This is a genomic window from Tunicatimonas pelagia, assembly GCF_030506325.1.
Lineage (GTDB): Bacteria > Bacteroidota > Bacteroidia > Cytophagales > Cyclobacteriaceae > Tunicatimonas > Tunicatimonas pelagia.
Genome location: NZ_CP120683.1, coordinates 5,329,551 through 5,346,607, shown reverse-complemented (window position 1 = coordinate 5,346,607; position 17,057 = coordinate 5,329,551). Strand labels below are relative to the sequence as shown.

Sequence of the window (17,057 nt, the reverse complement as noted above, 5' to 3'; positions counted from 1 at the left end):
AGTATGATGAAACGTAGTATATTATTTCTAACCGCTTTGTCCATCATTCTGGTGGCCAATAGCTGTACCGATGATTTCACCGAACTCAACACTGACCCTAAGAACCTGACGGTAGATAATCTATCGCAAAGTGAGTTCGGGGGAATCGTGAAGGCGGCGCAGTACACTCCGGCCTTCTTGGGTGACCCTGCCCGGGGGCCTTTCCAACTTACTCAATCATTGTTCTCCGATATTTACGGCGGGTACTTTGCCACTACTGCCCCTAATTTTGATTCGGATAAATTTATTTTAGTAGGCGGATGGCTCAATGGGGCGTTTAACTATTTTTATGCTAGCGCTGCCCCGCAGATTAAATTTGCGGAAGACTTTGCAGCAGACAACGACCTTCCGCTGGAAAATGCTATGATGAAAGTGTGGCGGGTATGGTCATACCACCGGGTTACTGACTACTGGGGGCCTATTCCCTACTCGGAGTTTGGTAACGGAGAACTATCCGTAGCCTACGATTCGCAGGAAGACATCTACCGGGATTTCTTTGCTACGTTAGACGAAGCAATTTCGGTGCTGCAAAGTAACGAGGGGGCAACCTCTTTCTTAGCCGGAAATGACTTAGTGTACGGGGGTGATGCCGACCAATGGTTAAAATTTGCCAACACATTACGTTTGCGTTTGGCTATGCGAGTAAAGTACGTTGACCCCACTTTGAGTCAGACCGAAGCAGAAAAAGCAGCAGTACTTGGTCAGTTCATCGAGGAAAACGGCGATAATGCTATTATAGAAACGAACCCCGACTTCAGAAATCCCTATAATACCATTACCCAGTGGGGTGAATTTCGGATGAGTGCCGATATGGAAAGTATTCTTAAAGGTTACGAAGATCCCCGAATGCAGTTCTACGCGGCCCCGGCAGCCGAACCCGATCCTACTGATGATCCCGCAGGGGTAGAATTCCCTTTTGAAGGTATGCGAAATGGGCAGTCTAAAGTGGATAAGCAAGGCACCAACTTCAACGCTGTTGCTTCCGACATGGCTCCGGCCTACACTGTGGCAGGCGCACCCGGACCTGAATACGTAGCGATGAACGCGGCTGAATCTTTCTTCTTACGAGCCGAGGGCGCACTGGAAGGTTGGAATATGGGGGGAGGAACTGCTCAGGATTTCTACGAACAAGGTATTGTTGCTTCGCACGTTGAATACGGCTTAAACGGAAATAATTTGTCTGGAAACTCCTACGTAGAAAGCACGAACACCCCTGCTTCTTACAACGGAACTGACCCGGCTCCTTCGCAGGTGCCTGTTGCTTTTAATACTGGAGGCAGCACCGAAGAGCAGCTTGAGCAGATTATTACGCAAAAGTGGATATCACTTTACCCTAACTCTCAAGAGGCGTGGGCCGAAAAAAGAAGAACAGGCTACCCAACGTTTTACAACCGCCTGAACACTGACAATTCGACCATTCCGGTGAATACGGTACCCCGCCGGGTGACATATGTGGATGGTGAATTTACAACCAACGGAGCCGCTGTAGAGGAAGCCATCAGCGGTAAATTAGGTGGGCCCGATAACGGAACCACCCGACTATGGTGGGATGCTAGGTAATGTATTCCTCATTTGACATGTACAAAAAAGTGCCACTTGCCCGGGCACTTTTTTTTTTGCCTATATTTCTGATTATGTTTACTAAGAACCTATCTTTCTATCTACTAACGGCTACGCTGATTGGCTCATTATCTTGCTCTGAGCCAGCGAATGATAAGCAATTATTTACTCTTCTTCCCTCCAGTGAAACCGGGATCAAATTCAAAAATGTACTGCGCGAAAGTGAAGAGTTTAATGTGATGAAATACGGCTACTTCTACAACGGCGGTGGCGTAGCGGTAGGCGATGTCAATAACGATGGTTTGCCTGATATTTATTTCAGCGGCAATCTAGTAGCGAGTAAGCTCTACATTAATAAAGGTGAATGGGATTTTAAAGATGCTACCGAATCAGCTGGGGTAGCTGCGGCTGGATTATGGAACACCGGGGTAGCGATGGCAGACGTAAACGGAGACGGCTGGCTTGATATTTATGTTTGTCGCTCTGCGGCGGCTAGTGCTGACCGACGGAAAAATCTACTGTTTATCAATACCACGGCTACCACTGGCGAGGTTTCATTCTCGGAACAGGGCGAAGCTTATGGTTTAGATGATGCGGGCTACTCCACCCAAGCTACTTTCTTTGACTACGACCGCGACGGCGACCTGGATGTATTCGTACTTAATCATTCTACCCAAGAATTTGCCAGCTTTAGCAACTTGGTTAGTCAGCATAAAAAAAGAACCAATCAGCAATTAGGCGATAAGTTGTTTAGAAACGATGGTAACCGCTTCACTGATATTAGCCAAGAAGCCGGAATTATTCAGAATGTGCTGGGCTTCGGATTGGGCGTAGCCGTGACTGACGTAAACAGCGATGGTTGGTTTGATATCTACGTTACTAACGATTACAACGAAGAAGACTATCTGTACATCAATCAGCAAAATGGTGAATTTCAGGAGTCGTTGAGAGAATACGTAGAACATACTTCCCTTTTTTCAATGGGTTGCGATGCCGCCGACATTAATAATGACGCTAGCCCCGACATTATCACCCTGGATATGTTGCCCGAAGATAACTATCGCCTAAAAATGTCGCTCGGCTCCGAGAATTACGATAAGTACCGCGAGCTTATTCGCAGTGGCTTCCACTACCAAACCATGCGCAATATGCTGCAACTCAATACTGCTGCCCCACTTCAATTTACTGAAACGGGCTATCCGGCGCGAGATACAAGCAGCTTATCTGAATTTCGAGAAATTGGTCAGTTGGCAGGTATTTCCAGTACCGATTGGAGTTGGGCACCCCTAATGGCAGACTTTGATCTGGATGGGTGGAAAGATGTGTTTATCAGCAACGGTTACGCCCGTAACTATCTGGATATGGACTTTATGAATTACGTAGTTGGCGAACAGGTAAAAGTCCAGCAGCAAAACCTAGATGTAGAGTTAATGAGCTTGGTAGAGAACATGCCCGCCATTGAGGTTCCTAATTATCTCTACCAAAATCAGGGTGATCTCACTTTTGCCAATCGTACCGAGGATTGGGGATTAGAGCAGCCTTCGCTGTCCAACGCTGCTGCTTACGCTGATCTGGATAACGACGGAGATTTAGATTTAGTAGTTAACAACGTAAACGAGGAGGTATTTATCTACCGTAATAATCAGAAGCAGAAGAATTATCTAAAAATACGATTACAAGGCAGCGAGGAAAATAGGTTCGGAGTAGGAGCTAAAGTGTATTTACAAAATAACAAGCAAACTCAATATCAGGAAATGATTCCGGTACGTGGTTTCCAATCCTCGGTTCCTTACGAACTAGTATTTGGTCTGGACACGCTCGTTACCGTTGAGCAACTAACCATTGTTTGGCCTAATAACTCCTTCCAGTCGCTAAAAGATATAAATGCCAACCAGACCCTCATTCTCAAACAGACTGATGCTCAACCGAAAGTTGACAAAGCTCCGAGTACTCAATCAGTTTTTACTACTGCTGACGATAAACTAGGCGTTGATTTTGCCCACCAGGAAAATTCGTTCCTGGATTTTAAACGGGATAAAATGCTTCCGCAGGGAATTTCCAATTTAGGCCCAAAAATAACTCAAGGAGATTTTGATGGTGATGGCTTAGTTGATTTTCATATTGGCGGAGCAAAGGGACAAGCGGGGGCACTTTTTCTGCAACAACCCGACGGGACTTTCTCTCAACTTGCTTCTCCTGCTCTTGTTGCTGATGCCCGCTCAGAAGATACTGATGGGGTATTTTTTGATGCTGATCAGGATGGTGACTTAGATTTATACGTGGTGAGTGGCGGTAGCGATTTCACTGAACAAGACCCAGCCTTACAAGATCGTTTATACCTTAATGGTGGTCAAGAAAATTTTGTCTTAGCGAATGATAATCTTCCTGATATGCTCACCAGTGGAGCTACGGTTACTGCTGCCGATATCGATCAGGATGGCGATCAAGATTTATTTGTGGGAGGCAGGTTAATTCCCGGAAAATACCCACTCTCGCCCCGCAGTTACATTTTAGAAAATGATGGAGCCGGAAGCTTTACCGATAGTACTGAAGCTTTCGCCCCTCAGCTACTGCAACCAGGAATGGTTACCGACGCTACCTTTACTCATTTAAACGATGACGATTATCCTGACTTAGTGGTAGTAGGTGAATGGATGCCAATTCAGCTATTTTACAACGAAGCCGGTCAGCAACTAAAAACTACCGAAATTCCCAACAGCAGTGGCTGGTGGAATACGCTACACGCGACTGATTTAGATCAAGACGGCGATATGGATTTGGTTGCCGGAAACTTCGGAAAAAATAACCTGTACCGCCCCACGGTCGATGAACCAGTTCGCTTAATCTACAGCGATTTCGATCAGAATGGCTCAATTGACCCTATTTTTACCCATTATTTGCAGGGTGAAGAAGTATTCGCCTACAGCAAAGACGAACTGCTCGGTCAAATTATTGAGCTAAAAAAACGCTTTCCTGACTACCAAACCTTTGCTAAAACTTCACCTAGTGAGTTCTTTACTACTGAACAATTAGCAGGTGCCGATACACTCTCGGCTATGCTATTCGAATCAGTTTATTTAGGAAATCAGGATGGTACATTGATCGTTCAACCCTTACCACTGAAAGCCCAGTTCGCTCCGGTATACGCCATCGCATCGGCGGACATTGACCAAGATGGACAGCTAGAGTTGATCCTGGGTGGCAACCAGTCGCTAACCCGCATCAGTACCGGACGTTACGATACCAGTTATGGGTTGGTACTCACCTACCAGAACAATAAGAAATTTGAGGTGATAGATGCCAACCAAAGTGGAATTATGGTACGGGGCGATGTGCGGGATATTATTTACGAAGAAAGAGCCGATCAGTCATACTTATTATTCACTCGAAGTAACGATAGCTTGGCAGTGTACCGAAGAATGGAAAATGAATAGTGTTTACAACTTTCAATTTTTCGTCATTCCCCACACCCCCTGCCCCTCGCCCTAAGTTGTTTCGTTTCGCAAGATTCCCTAACTTATTGGCAACAACCTAATCATTTTTTACATGCGCAACTTTGCCATACTACCTATTGTATTCTTACTCCTTTCTGCCTGCTCTACTACACCAACTACCACCAGCGAGGTAGCCTCTGAGGAAGTTACTTTCGAGTCACCCAATATCATATTTATTATGGCTGATGACCTGGGCTACGGCGATTTAGGTTGTTACGGACAATCAGACATTCAGACTCCCGATATTGACGAATTAGCTGCCCAAGGAATTAGATTTACGCAGTTCTACGCGGGTTCTACCGTTTGCGCTCCTTCCCGAGCGGTACTGATGACTGGGCAACACACGGGACGTAATCAGGTGCGGGGTAATGCCGGAGGCAATATTGATCGTCAAACATTACGAGATGAGGATATAACGATTGCAGAAGTCCTAAAGGGTGCTGATTACCAAACGGCTTTAGTAGGGAAATGGGGATTGGGTGAGATCAATCAGGAAGGCCATCCGTTAAAGCAAGGCTTCGATTCATTTTACGGCTATCTGAACCAAAAACACGCTCACAATTATTACCCTGAATTTTTATGGAATAATCGAGATTCAGTATTTTTAGAAAATGTAGTACAACGCACTAATAATAAATATGGCTCCTTTGTGGGAGGCTACGCTACCGAGAAAATTACCTACAGCCACGATCTGTTTGTAGATGAAGCACTAGAGTTTCTGAAGCAAGACCGTTCCAACCCATTCTTTTTATACTTAGCGCTTACTATCCCTCACGCCAATAACGAAGCGGGTAAAGCAGGCATGGAAGTACCGGATTACGGCATCTACGCTGATCGCGATTGGCCGGAAGCCCAGAAAGGCACTGCCGCTATGATTTCCCGAATGGATAAAGATATTGGCCGAATTGTGGAAACCCTGAAAGCGCGGGGCATTGACGAAAATACCTTGATTATTTTCACTTCCGACAACGGGCCCCACCGTGAAGGGGGTAATGATCCGGATTATTTCGACTCTAACGGACCACTACAAGGCATCAAGCGAGCAATGCACGAAGGCGGAATCCGCGTACCCTTTATTGCCCGCTGGCCCGCTCATACTCCCGCGGGAGTCACGTCTGATTATATCGGTTATTTCGGAGACATGATGGCTACGTTTGCTGAATTAGCGAAAGCTGATTACCCCGAAGAGCATACTCAGAGTACTAGTATTGTCCCAACTTTATTGGGTCAATCAGAAAACCAGCGTAGCCATAACTATTTGTATTGGGAGTTTTACGAGCAAGGTTCGCGGCAAGCCGTTCGCATGGGTAACTGGAAGGGTATCCGGGAACCAATGTTCACCGGAGACATTCAGCTATTTAACCTAGAAAATGATATTAGCGAAACTAATAATGTAGCTAGTCAAAACCCTGAAGTAGTTGAAGATATTACCCGGATTATGGACGAAGCCCACGAACCATCACCTAATTGGGTGGTAAAGCAATGAGCAATGAGCAATGAGCAATGAGCAAATTTACAGGGTTCAAGTTTGAAAAAACAACACATCGAAATTAAATTCCGGTCTCCGGTCTCCGGTCTCCGGTCTCCGGTCTCCGGTCTCCGGTCTCCGGTCTCCGGTCTCCGGTCTCCGGTCTCCGGTCTCCGGTCTCCGGTCTCCGGTCTCCGGTCTCCGGTCTCCGTTTACCCTAATCCAACAACACTGTTACTATCTCAGGGAAGAGGATAATTAGGGCGAGGAAAACGAGCTGGATGATGATGTAGGGCACAATTCCGCGATATAGGTGCGCCGTAGTAATTTGGGGAGGAGCTACTCCTTTTAGGTAAAAAAGGGAAAAACCGAAAGGAGGGGAGAGAAAAGAGGTTTGTAAATTCATCGCCAGCAAAATGCCAATCCAGATTAGGTCGATGCCCATGCGGTCGAAAATGGGAGCCACCACCGGAACGATAATGAAAATAATTTCGATAAAGTCAATAAAAAACCCGGCGATAAATACGGCAATCATTACAATCGCTAGGAAAGCCATTGGGCTTAGGTTAGCACTTTCTATCAAGCTTACTAAATAGCGATCACCTTCTAAACCTCGAAAAACCAACGCAAAAGCGGTAGCCCCTACCAGAATAATAAACACCATACAAGTGAGGTGGGTCGTTTCCCGCATCACTTCCTTCAGCACAGGTAGCGTAAACTTTCCCTGAATAATAGTAAGTACGGAGGCACCAAAAGCTCCCACTGCTGCCGCCTCGGTAGGTGAAGCAATTCCGGCGAAGATAGAACCCAACACCGCTATAATCAGCAAAAACGGAAGCACAAATGCTTTAATAATTTGAGCCGTCATGTTTCCTGCCCGAAATTGCGCTATCTCTTCAGTCGGCATAGGCGGGGCTTGCTGCGGTCGGAAGTAGGCCATTCCTACTACGTATAATAAATAGCAACCCACCAACGCTAAACCCGGGATCAATGCTGCCGTGAATAAGTCACCTACCGATACGTTCAACACCGAGCCTAGCAAAACCAGCACCACCGAAGGCGGAATAATCTGCCCCAGCGTTCCGGCAGAAGCGATGGTTCCGGTAGCTAATTCGGGACTGTAACCCCGTTTGAGCATGGTAGGCAGACTGATTAACCCCATCGTTACTACGGTAGCACCGACAATTCCAGTAGAAGCCGCCAGCATCGCTCCGACAACCACTACGGCAATGGCCAAGCCTCCCCGAAACTTTCCGAACAATAAGGCCATCGTTTCCAATAAACTCTCCGCCAGCCCTGACTTTTCCAGCATAATCCCCATATAGATGAAGAGTGGAACCGCCAGCAGTACGTAGTTAGTCATGGTTCCGTACACCCGCAGCGACAGCAGATAGAAGAAGTCTACATCAAAGATAAACAGCCCAAGCAGCACTGAAACTCCCCCTAGCGTAAACGCCACCGGAAACCCAAACAGAATTAGTATAAAGATGAGCAGAAATAAGATCAGCGGTAGCGCATCAATCATACGAGCGGGCAGTTTCGGTAAGGGTGAGCAGGGAACGGATAAATAATGAAATTGCCTGTAGCAGTAATAGCAAAAAGCCTAGTGGAATAGCCGCCTTTACCACGTAACGAGCGGGCAAGCCCCCGGGGTCGGGCGAACCTTCTTGAATAGTCCAGGCATTGATAGTAAATTTCCAGGCGGCAACCATTGCTACTACGCAAAAGGGAATCAAGAATAGCAATGTACCAATCAGGTTGACCCAAGCCTGCTTCTTAGGACTAAAATTCTGATAGAATACATCAACCCGCACGTGGCGGTCGTGCTTTAGTGCGTAAGCCGCTCCCAGCAAAAAAATGAAGGAGAACAAATGCCACTCTAGCTCCACAATACCCGCCGACGAAGTGTTAAACAAGTAGCGAGCTGCCACATCGTAAACAATCACTAATACCAATACGGTAGTAAGCCAAGCTACCCCACGTCCAACTCTCTCATTGAGCCGATCAATAATAGTACTGATAGTGATAAGTGCGTTTTTCAAGTGTAGTAGGTTAGTTGGGTAGCTTTTCAAAGATAATATTTATTCTCCGATTCAAAAGGAAATCAAAATTCCGGAAAATATCGATGAATTCTGCCCAACAGAAATTATTTTCATCCCATATATCTATCTTACTCGAGAGCCATACTTACGCCAGCAACTGTATTTTTCATCCGTATGGCTTTCTAAGTTTTGCTACTATGAAAATATCGCTTATTGTAGCCAGTCTATTTTTGGTAAATAGCCTGGGCTGTTTAGCGCAGGAAAATACTCCTTACGTAGGGGTGAAAAGCCACGTTGGCTTCATTATTCCTCACGCTACCGTACTGCAAAGCCTCGCTAACAGTACCCCGTGGGGAATTGGCCTAGAGGCTGGCCGTGTACTGAAAAGCGCCGATGCCTGGGCTAGTTGCAATTGCTTTACAAAAGTGGGAGTCGGAGTTACGTACTTTGACTTTCAAAACCCTCAAGAACTAGGACAATCGTATAATCTCACCATGTTTGGTGAGCCTTATCTGAGTTTTAGAAAAAACTGGTTTATAACCCTTCGAGGCGAAGTGGGAGTTAGCTATTTAACGAAAATTTACGATGAAATAACTAATCCGAATAACCTCTTCTTTGGTTCATCCACTAGTTTTATTGGCTTAGCCAGCCTTACCCTGAATTATCGCTTGCAAGAAGATGCTATACTACGGCTGTCTGCTAATTATAACCACATCAGCAACGGTGGCATACGATCTCCTAACAAGGGCATGAACTTTCCTACCCTGTCTTTAGGAGTAGAAAAACACTTTGGTGATCAGCAATTTCCTACTCACGCCCGACAACCGGGTTTACGAGTGCAACCCTGGCACCGCTACTTGTACTTAGGCGGATCGCGCCGATCGTTAGAAGCCAACGCACTATACAAGCGTAGTAGCTACCTAAATCTGGGTATAGAAACTGGGGCACTACGACCGGTCAGTAATATTAATGGTTTTTTGGCTGGGGCTGAGCTATACTATAATGGTGCTAAAGCTGAACAGGCCCGACGCGAAAATAATGAGTCCGTTCCATTACGGCTATCACTTACCCTAGGGCACGCTTTGGTCTTCGGCAAACTATCTTTTACCCAGCAGATGGGCTACAACGCTTATCAACCTCAAACCACAGGCGATAAATCATTCTTCCAACGCTACGCGATTTACTACCAATTAGGAAAGTTACTTAATGCTGGAGTGTCCCTTAAGGTGCACGGTCACGTAGCCGATTTTATAGATATGAGAGTAGGAATACGGTGGTAAACGGAAATTGCTAAAGATCAGCACTTATCATGTTCTCTTTCCCATTTGATTTTTTCTAACTTACTAGCTTGGCCGCACCAACCCTACACTTTTATGAAATTTGATGTCAATAGCGCCCTCCAAACAATTTTTAATAAAATAGATATTTGGCTAGAAAAGCTGACTGCCATGCTACCCAATTTAGTCTTAGCGATTCTGACTTTCGTCATCTTCCTAAATCTGGCTCGTCTGGGACGGCGACTATTTGCCCGGATTATCGGGCGCGCTACTGAAGATGTTAGCATTCAGCGTTTACTGACTCAATTGGTATACTACCTGGGGCTTAGCTTGGGAGTATTTGTCGTGCTAGAGATTCTAGAGTTAGACAAAGCCGTTACTTCACTCATTGCCGGACTGGGCGTAGTTGGTATCGCTTTGGGTTTTGCCTTTCAGGATATTGCTGCCAACTTTATTGCGGGGGTTATTTTAGCCTTTAAAAAGCCTTTCAACATTGGCGATGTCGTAGAAATTGACGGTACTATCGGTGCTCTCGACCGAACTGACTTTCGCCTGACCGTTATTCGTACCTTTCAGGGGCAGGAGGTGTATATTCCCAATAAAGATGTCATCCAGAAGAAAATTATCAACTACACAATTACGGGTGAGCGACGCATTGACTTAAAAATTGGCATTTCTTACGGCGAAGATTTAGAGCAAGTACAACAAGTGACACTAGATGCTGTAAAAACGGTGGAGGGAGTACGAACCGACAAGGATATTATTTTTGATTACTACGAATTTGAAGATAGTTCCATCAACTTTAACCTCCGGTTTTGGATTACCTTTCCGGGCGAACCCACCATTTTACAAATTATCAATCAGGTATTTATTGCCATCAAAAAAGCCTACGATGCCCACGATATTACCATACCGTTCCCCATCCGCACGTTAGATTTCGGTGTTAAAGGCGGCACGAAACTATCCGAGCTTAATTTGGGGGCGGCACTGAATGGTAACGGTAAAGATTGATACTTATCACAGTAAATTCTCATGAAAATCAGACTAAAAGGATTCAGACGACTGCTGATAGAAAGCGCGCTGATTGTATTCAGTGTTTTGTTCGCACTATTTATCAATCGCTACGCGGAGAATCAGAAAATCGAACGGCAAAAAGAGGTCGCTTTAGAACGTATTATTGAGGAAATGAAAGATAATCGGCGGATACTGGATTCAGCCATGCATATTCACCAAACAATTATCAGCAACCTTCGCCGGGCAGCCACCGACGAACAAGACACTCTTCGAACCTACCTGGCTCAACAAGGTTATTTTAGCTCTGACGTACTTGGTCTTATTTCCAACGGATCTTCGTTTTTTCCTGAATTTCCGAAAAGTACTTCTTGGGACGCGGCAGTAACCACGGGTATTGTGGCTGAGTTTGACTACAATATAGTCACCGCTGCCACCGAAGTATATACTTCGCAAGGGTTTATCACCGAAGAGCTGATGCCTTCCTTTATTCAGGTGCTTTATACCCCGGTTGACCCAGAAGAAATCAAAACGATCAATATCCTATCGATGCGGTTTGTTGAATTGGCCGACTTAGAAGGGGAAGTAGTTAAACAAATAGACCGGGCATTGGGAGTGATCTATCCGCCGGATACAGTGCAGGTAACGCAGTAAAATAAGAATAACCACCCACATTAAACTTTCTATCCAACTTTGGTTGTTGGCGTGGCATCAAGCTTTCTGAGCTGAATTTGGCGAAAGAGTTGAATAATAAATAGAAGTTGATTTAAATTATTGTTGGATTAGTTTTACTAAAACCGATGATCTCTAAACAAAAAAAGCACCCTAAAGAGTGCTTTCTCTGCTTCCGTAAGTTAAATTAATTAATGGCTACGACGATCATCTACATCTCGAACATTTACTCTACCAGTATTCCTCTCATGCTCAATTCTGTAAGTATAAGCTCTTCTACCTCCGTAAAAAGTCTCCCAATATCCTTCAACTTGAGCTATACCAATTACTCCATCTGCCTGTCCGTAATGTTCTTGCTGATGCCATACTCCTCCTGTTCTAGTTTCACCAGTACTGTAAGAAGTTACCTTCGTTTGATGGGTCGTATAATTGTAAGTAACCGTAAAATGAATTGTAGTATAACCTTTACTAGCGAAACTGACCCTAATTATTGTTACATCATCTGAACCGGTATTTCCGCTCCCGCTACCACCACCTTGACAGCTTGTAAATACTCCCATACCAATAGGCATAATAGAGCGAGAGTCTTCATCATCTTCGGGACGTGTACCGCAAGAGGTACGGCAGCAGCGTGCGTGGGCTGGAACTAAGGTTCTATCGTCAGGGTTCCACGTTGATTTTTTTTTTCACTATCAAAATCAATACTTCCCGTTCCGTGCTTGAGTTCTTCTTCCCAATTAGTTTCATTGTAAAACCTTTCAAACTCTTGATACTCTTCGGCACTTACTTCTACATTTCTTTTCAACACTTGCTCGGCATAGAACTTATCCATGTAGGCCAAATTACCTTCTTTCGCATAATCAATAAACTCAGCAAATTCATCGCGCGAAAGTTTAAATGTTTCGCGAAACTCTTGGGCAGAATGTGGCATTTCCCATCTATATTTTTCCAGTTGATTATACTCATAATCTAAATCCTCCCAAGATGCTTCTTGGTCATGCTGATTAGTACAAGCGTACGTAATTAGGGCTAACACTAAGGCTAAGAGTAAATTCTTCCTTAAAAAAGTCATTTTTTGAAATTTAGAGGGTTTAAAAAAGATATAAAAAGTATTACGGAAGCGATAAGATTGTAAAAAATAAATTCTCATTTGTAAGGTATAAAAAAGGCTATAATATCAAAACCACTTAACAAAAACTTAACATTATATTCTCTCTCCAGATATTAGATAATTCACCCCATTAGTAATAGAGCCCTTCTTGCCAAATAGAAAAACTACGGTAAGACGAAAACTTTACTATTCCCATTTATCGTTGCTTAGGTGTAAACGTATTTTTATCGCATGGAACCAGTAGTAGCTACTAAAAAAGACATTCGTAAAATAAAACCAGAAAAGCTTCAGGAGTTTCTGATTGAAGCCGGGGAAAAGCCGTTTCGGGTGAAGCAGGTGGAAGAGTGGCTGTGGAAGAAGTCAGCCACCAGCTTTGCTGAGATGACCAACCTCTCCAAAGCTACGCGGGAGTTACTGGAAGACAACTTTACGATCAATGCGTTGCAGGTAGACGAACAGCAAGTTAGTAGCGACCAGACCATAAAATCTATGTTTCGGCTGCACGACCGCCACTTGGTAGAAGGCGTATTGATTCCTACGGACTCACGCATGACGGCCTGCGTATCCTCACAGGTAGGTTGTTCGCTGGCCTGTAAGTTCTGCGCTACCGGCTACATGGATCGTAAACGCAATCTGGATGCGGCCGAAATCTACGATCAGGTTGTTCTTATTAACCAACAAGCCGAGGAAAACTACCAGGTCCCGCTTTCCAATATTGTGTACATGGGTATGGGTGAACCACTGCTCAACTACGCCAATGTGCTACAATCTATTGAACACATCACTTCACCTAAAGGGCTAAATATGTCGCCCAAACGAATTACGGTTTCCACCGCCGGTATTGCCAAGATGATTAAAAAGCTGGGCGACGATCAGGTGAAATTTAATCTGGCCCTCTCACTACACGCCGCTAACGATGAAAAGCGCAACCGGATTATGGCGATCAATGAAAGTAACAACCTGGAAGTGCTACGCGAAGCTTTGCAGTATTTCTACCAGAAAACCCGCACCCGCATCACCTTTGAGTACATTGTGTTTTACGACTTTAACGATACGCTGGAAGATGCCAAAGAACTATGGCAATTTACCAAGTACGTACCGAGCAAAGTAAACCTGATTGAGTACAATCCCATCGCGGAAGCTGATTTTAAGAATACCGAAGAAGACCGCCTCGATCAATTTGCCCGCTACTTAGAAAATAGAGGGGTAACCGTGAACGTACGTCGTAGCCGAGGCAAAGATATTGATGCCGCCTGTGGTCAATTGGCGATTAAGCAGAAGTGAAAATAACCACCAAAAGCTCCGTTAAGCTTGCAAGTCCTCTGCTTGTATAATAGGCATCTGTAATTGAAACTCGGCCAATGCTATGCGCCAAATATTTTAATTTATAGCTCAATATAATGCATAAATATGAGCTATAAAAGCATACTATTTGGCTCACCCCACCTAAAAAAGCGTATAGAAAGCAAGTGCTGGCATTAATAAATACCTAGTGACCGGATCACTGGTAGAGCGTGAGTAAGTATACATCACTATAATTGCTAAAAACCGGTAAGTAGCACAAACATCCACCTGATGTCATAGTTTATCCGGTACACAAAACTACAACTATGAAAGCATTACTTTTTGGATCTATCGGCACCTTGGCCGAAACCTCAGAACTACAACGTGAAGCCTTTAACCAGGCGTTTAACGAGCATAACTTAGACTGGAACTGGCCCCGTGAACAGTACCAAGAATTGCTTAAAGATAGCGGAGGCAAACAGCGAATTGCGAGCTTTGCCGAAAGTAAAGGTGAAACGGTAGATGCTGAAGCGGTTCACGCTACTAAGTCAAGAATTTTTCAGGATTTGCTCCAGGAAAAGTCCATTCAACCCCGGTCGGGAGTTGCCGATACCATTCGGAAAGCAAAGGAAGAAGGCATAAAACTAGGCTTGGTAACCACGACTAGCCGCGAAAATATAGATAATTTATTGGGCGCCCTTTCAACCGAAATTTCGGCTGATACTTTTGATGTAATCATTGATAGCAGTCAGGTTGAAGCCAAAAAGCCAGCCGCCGATGCTTACCAGTTAGCTTTAGAAAAATTAGGAGTTGAGGCCAGTGAGGCTAAAGCAATTGAAGACAACCAGGATGGCCTGTCGGCTGCCCAGGCAGCAGGTATTTCCAGCTATGCCTTCGGCGGAGCCAATACCCAAGCGCACGACTTTGAAGGAGCGGAGGCGCAGCTTTCTTCGCTGGATTTTGATCAGTTACAACGCAAAGCGGCCTAAGAATGAAATTTAATTCAGTAGATGGGTCAGATTTTGTGCTGGAAGAAACCGGCAGCCAACCGCTTAAAGAGGTTTCTGACCAGGAAATTGATGATATAAAGGCAGCCTTGGCCAACCATGGCGTAGCGGTTTTTCATCATCAAACCCTGAGTGATACTGATTTTGCCAACTTTCTGAGTAAGCTGGGTGAGCTTACGTTTACCGAAGGAGAAAAACATGCTCCTGACGAACCTCGGCTCAACGTAGTATCTAATAAGGGTAGAAAAACACCGCCCCGCTCTGTGTTCCACACCGATACCAGCTATGTAAAAAAGACCCCAGCCTTTACTGCACTAAAAATTATAGACTGTCCAGCCTCCGGGGGCGAAACGCTATTTACCAGCCAATACCGAGCCTACGATGAGTTGGACGATACACTGAAACAAGAATTGAAAAACTCAGAAGTGCTACATCAGGTCACGGGTATTAATCAGGATGAACACCAACTCAGTGAAACTGAAACTTGGCACCCGCTTTTTCTAACCCATCCTATCAGCGGTAAGAAAACTATTTACCTGTCAACCCCGGAGCGTTGCGTAGCTATTCGCAATACTTCACTGGGAAACGAAGTGATTCGGAAGCTCTACGACTACGCTACTGAAGAGCAACGTATCTACCGCCACAGTTGGCAACCGGGCGATGTGGTAATCTGGGACAACCGCTGCACCCTTCACCGGGCTGATCATTCCGCCGTAGTGGGAGACCGAGTATTTCACCGAGGCATGGTTATTTGATTTGATGATTCACGACGAATGATTGGTGAATAATACGTTCTCGTTGTTATTCATCATTTGTTGTTGAGCTACCTCAATTACTTGACCTGAGCGTAGTAAAGCCTATATTAGCAACAATGAGTGTTTTTGCATCGACTGAAATCCATTGTTCTTGAATCAGGCTTTTTCGCTATTCGATATTATTATTCTTATTGGTATTGTACAAGGACTAATAACTAGTCTATTGTCACTTCTGAAGAAGACTCACCAGAGTAATATTTATCTCGCTCTCGCCATCGTTGCCTTTTGCCTGCTTAGTAGCAAAATCTTGCTGCACACACTAGGTCTATGGAATACCCACGTTTTCCGGTATTTTCCTTTGGCAGTAGATCTGGTCATTCAACCCCTGATCTACTTCTATGCTATTCTGCTTATTGAGCCAAAAGCTAAAATAAACAGATGGGCTATTCTTCATTTCCTGCCATTTATACTTTCAGAAACCTACTCACTAATTGTATACTTTAATGTGTTAGCGGTAACCGACCCTGCTGCCAAGGACGCTATCGCGCAAAGTTTTCATTTTGATAAGGTAAAATTTATCGAGGATTACCTCACACTGATTTCTGCATTCGCCTATCTAACAGTCGGACTCTTCAAGTTAAGAAAATACAAACGCTGGCTAGGGCGTAATACCTCCGATTCATCGTACCCTACCTTTAATTGGTTACGAAATATTTTACTGCAATTGCTAGTAGTCAGTGTTTTGTCATTGGTAAACATCTTCTTGGATAGAATCTTTTCCTTTGAATCTTCGAGTTTTTTACGCTGGCAACTATTTTACATCATCGTTGCCATTCATATCTATTATCTAGGGTTTGTGGGGTATCAGAAAAGCGATTACGCGCCCCAAAAGACTTCTAAAACACTGACAAAAACCAAGCAGCTTTCTCAACAACAGATAGAAAAAATAAAGAAAAAAATTGAGGTCGCTCTAGAAAAAGATAGAGAGTATTTAAAACCAGAACTGTCGGCTGCCGAACTAGCACACAACATTGGAGCTTCCCAGAGTGACTTATCCTACGTTATCAATTCTTGTTATCGTAAGAACTTTCGTGAGCTGATCAATCAGTATAGAATTGAGGAGGTAAAGTCGAAACTAGTTGATCCATTGTACAACCACCTGTCTGTATTGGGGATTGCCTATGAGGCTGGGTTTAACTCGGAGGCAAGCTTTTACCGGATATTCAAAAAAGTTACTGGAAAATCACCCACCGGGTATCGGAAAGATCACCTGAAAAAGCCATAATTATCTCTCAAAACATGTTTTGAGAAGTATGAGCACTTTGAAATCAAGATTA

General features: G+C 44.5%; 14 protein-coding genes. 10 read left to right on the top strand and 4 right to left on the bottom strand.

Annotated elements, in window-relative coordinates; translation table 11 throughout:
• The first annotated feature begins 3 nt into the window (after positions 1 to 3).
• The 3 genes from P0M28_RS22830 to P0M28_RS22820 all read left to right on the top strand — a co-directional run bounded on the left by P0M28_RS22830 (position 4) and on the right by P0M28_RS22820 (position 6,579).
• On the top strand, positions 4 to 1,599 hold the full coding sequence (locus P0M28_RS22830; protein ID WP_302205409.1) for a SusD/RagB family nutrient-binding outer membrane lipoprotein: 1,596 nt from the start codon (positions 4 to 6) through the stop codon (positions 1,597 to 1,599).
• 74 nt (positions 1,600 to 1,673) lie between these two features.
• Positions 1,674 to 5,033 (top strand): VCBS repeat-containing protein, encoded by a 3,360-nt coding sequence (locus P0M28_RS22825; protein WP_302205407.1) that lies wholly within the window; start codon positions 1,674 to 1,676, stop codon positions 5,031 to 5,033.
• Positions 5,034 to 5,145: 112 nt separating this feature from the next.
• Positions 5,146 to 6,579, top strand: a complete 1,434-nt coding sequence (locus tag P0M28_RS22820; protein WP_302205405.1) for an arylsulfatase — start codon at positions 5,146 to 5,148, stop codon at positions 6,577 to 6,579.
• 199 nt (positions 6,580 to 6,778) lie between these two features.
• Here P0M28_RS22820 and P0M28_RS22815 read toward each other — a convergent pair whose 3' ends face one another.
• Positions 6,779 to 8,086: a TRAP transporter large permease gene (locus P0M28_RS22815; RefSeq protein WP_302205403.1), complete on the bottom strand. Its 1,308-nt coding sequence runs from the start codon at positions 8,084 to 8,086 to the stop codon at positions 6,779 to 6,781.
• Positions 8,079 to 8,603, bottom strand: a complete 525-nt coding sequence (locus P0M28_RS22810) for a TRAP transporter small permease subunit (RefSeq protein ID WP_302205402.1) — start codon at positions 8,601 to 8,603, stop codon at positions 8,079 to 8,081. Before P0M28_RS22810 ends, P0M28_RS22815 begins: the two co-directional genes overlap by 8 nt.
• A gap of 197 nt (positions 8,604 to 8,800) precedes the next feature.
• Between P0M28_RS22810 and P0M28_RS22805 the strand changes: the two genes are divergently transcribed.
• The 3 genes from P0M28_RS22805 (at position 8,801) to P0M28_RS22795 (ending at position 11,545) form a co-directional block, all read left to right on the top strand.
• Positions 8,801 to 9,883, top strand: coding sequence for an acyloxyacyl hydrolase (locus P0M28_RS22805; protein WP_302205401.1), 1,083 nt, complete (start codon positions 8,801 to 8,803; stop codon positions 9,881 to 9,883).
• A 93-nt stretch (positions 9,884 to 9,976) separates the two neighbouring features.
• Positions 9,977 to 10,891, top strand: a complete 915-nt coding sequence (locus P0M28_RS22800; RefSeq protein WP_302205399.1) for a mechanosensitive ion channel family protein — start codon at positions 9,977 to 9,979, stop codon at positions 10,889 to 10,891.
• Between the two features lie 21 nt (positions 10,892 to 10,912).
• On the top strand, positions 10,913 to 11,545 hold the full coding sequence (locus P0M28_RS22795; protein ID WP_302205397.1) for a hypothetical protein: 633 nt from the start codon (positions 10,913 to 10,915) through the stop codon (positions 11,543 to 11,545).
• A 209-nt stretch (positions 11,546 to 11,754) separates the two neighbouring features.
• Here the strand turns inward: P0M28_RS22795 and P0M28_RS22790 are convergent, their stop codons facing one another.
• Both P0M28_RS22790 and P0M28_RS22785 read right to left on the bottom strand, forming a co-directional pair.
• Positions 11,755 to 12,135: a hypothetical protein gene (locus P0M28_RS22790; protein ID WP_302205395.1), complete on the bottom strand. Its 381-nt coding sequence runs from the start codon at positions 12,133 to 12,135 to the stop codon at positions 11,755 to 11,757.
• Between the two features lie 74 nt (positions 12,136 to 12,209).
• Entirely contained in the window at positions 12,210 to 12,635 is a 426-nt protein-coding gene (locus P0M28_RS22785; RefSeq protein ID WP_302205393.1) for a hypothetical protein, read from the bottom strand.
• Positions 12,636 to 12,905: 270 nt separating this feature from the next.
• Between P0M28_RS22785 and rlmN the strand changes: the two genes are divergently transcribed.
• The 4 genes from rlmN (at position 12,906) to P0M28_RS22765 (ending at position 17,005) form a co-directional block, all read left to right on the top strand.
• A complete protein-coding gene (gene rlmN / locus P0M28_RS22780) occupies positions 12,906 to 13,958 on the top strand; it encodes a dual-specificity RNA methyltransferase RlmN (protein WP_302205392.1) in 1,053 nt (350 codons plus the stop codon).
• Positions 13,959 to 14,284: 326 nt separating this feature from the next.
• Positions 14,285 to 14,947, top strand: coding sequence for an HAD family hydrolase (locus P0M28_RS22775; protein ID WP_302205390.1), 663 nt, complete (start codon positions 14,285 to 14,287; stop codon positions 14,945 to 14,947).
• Positions 14,948 to 14,949: 2 nt separating this feature from the next.
• Entirely contained in the window at positions 14,950 to 15,720 is a 771-nt protein-coding gene (locus P0M28_RS22770) for a TauD/TfdA dioxygenase family protein (protein ID WP_302205388.1), read from the top strand.
• Positions 15,721 to 15,871: 151 nt separating this feature from the next.
• On the top strand, positions 15,872 to 17,005 hold the full coding sequence (locus tag P0M28_RS22765; RefSeq protein WP_302205387.1) for a helix-turn-helix domain-containing protein: 1,134 nt from the start codon (positions 15,872 to 15,874) through the stop codon (positions 17,003 to 17,005).
• Positions 17,006 to 17,057 lie beyond the last annotated feature (52 nt).

What these genes read in the sequence shown, in the direction of transcription:
- P0M28_RS22830 (WP_302205409.1), top strand. Translation starts at nt 4, where the DNA reads ATGATGAAACGTAGTATATTATTTCTAACCGCTTTGTCCATCATTCTG.
- P0M28_RS22825 (WP_302205407.1), top strand. Translation starts at nt 1,674, where the DNA reads ATGTTTACTAAGAACCTATCTTTCTATCTACTAACGGCTACGCTGATT.
- P0M28_RS22820 (WP_302205405.1), top strand. Translation starts at nt 5,146, where the DNA reads ATGCGCAACTTTGCCATACTACCTATTGTATTCTTACTCCTTTCTGCC.
- P0M28_RS22815 (WP_302205403.1), bottom strand. Translation starts at nt 8,086, where the DNA reads ATGATTGATGCGCTACCGCTGATCTTATTTCTGCTCATCTTTATACTA.
- P0M28_RS22805 (WP_302205401.1), top strand. Translation starts at nt 8,801, where the DNA reads ATGAAAATATCGCTTATTGTAGCCAGTCTATTTTTGGTAAATAGCCTG.
- P0M28_RS22800 (WP_302205399.1), top strand. Translation starts at nt 9,977, where the DNA reads ATGAAATTTGATGTCAATAGCGCCCTCCAAACAATTTTTAATAAAATA.
- P0M28_RS22795 (WP_302205397.1), top strand. Translation starts at nt 10,913, where the DNA reads ATGAAAATCAGACTAAAAGGATTCAGACGACTGCTGATAGAAAGCGCG.
- P0M28_RS22790 (WP_302205395.1), bottom strand. Translation starts at nt 12,135, where the DNA reads ATGCCTATTGGTATGGGAGTATTTACAAGCTGTCAAGGTGGTGGTAGC.
- P0M28_RS22785 (WP_302205393.1), bottom strand. Translation starts at nt 12,635, where the DNA reads ATGACTTTTTTAAGGAAGAATTTACTCTTAGCCTTAGTGTTAGCCCTA.
- rlmN (WP_302205392.1), top strand. Translation starts at nt 12,906, where the DNA reads ATGGAACCAGTAGTAGCTACTAAAAAAGACATTCGTAAAATAAAACCA.
- P0M28_RS22775 (WP_302205390.1), top strand. Translation starts at nt 14,285, where the DNA reads ATGAAAGCATTACTTTTTGGATCTATCGGCACCTTGGCCGAAACCTCA.
- P0M28_RS22770 (WP_302205388.1), top strand. Translation starts at nt 14,950, where the DNA reads ATGAAATTTAATTCAGTAGATGGGTCAGATTTTGTGCTGGAAGAAACC.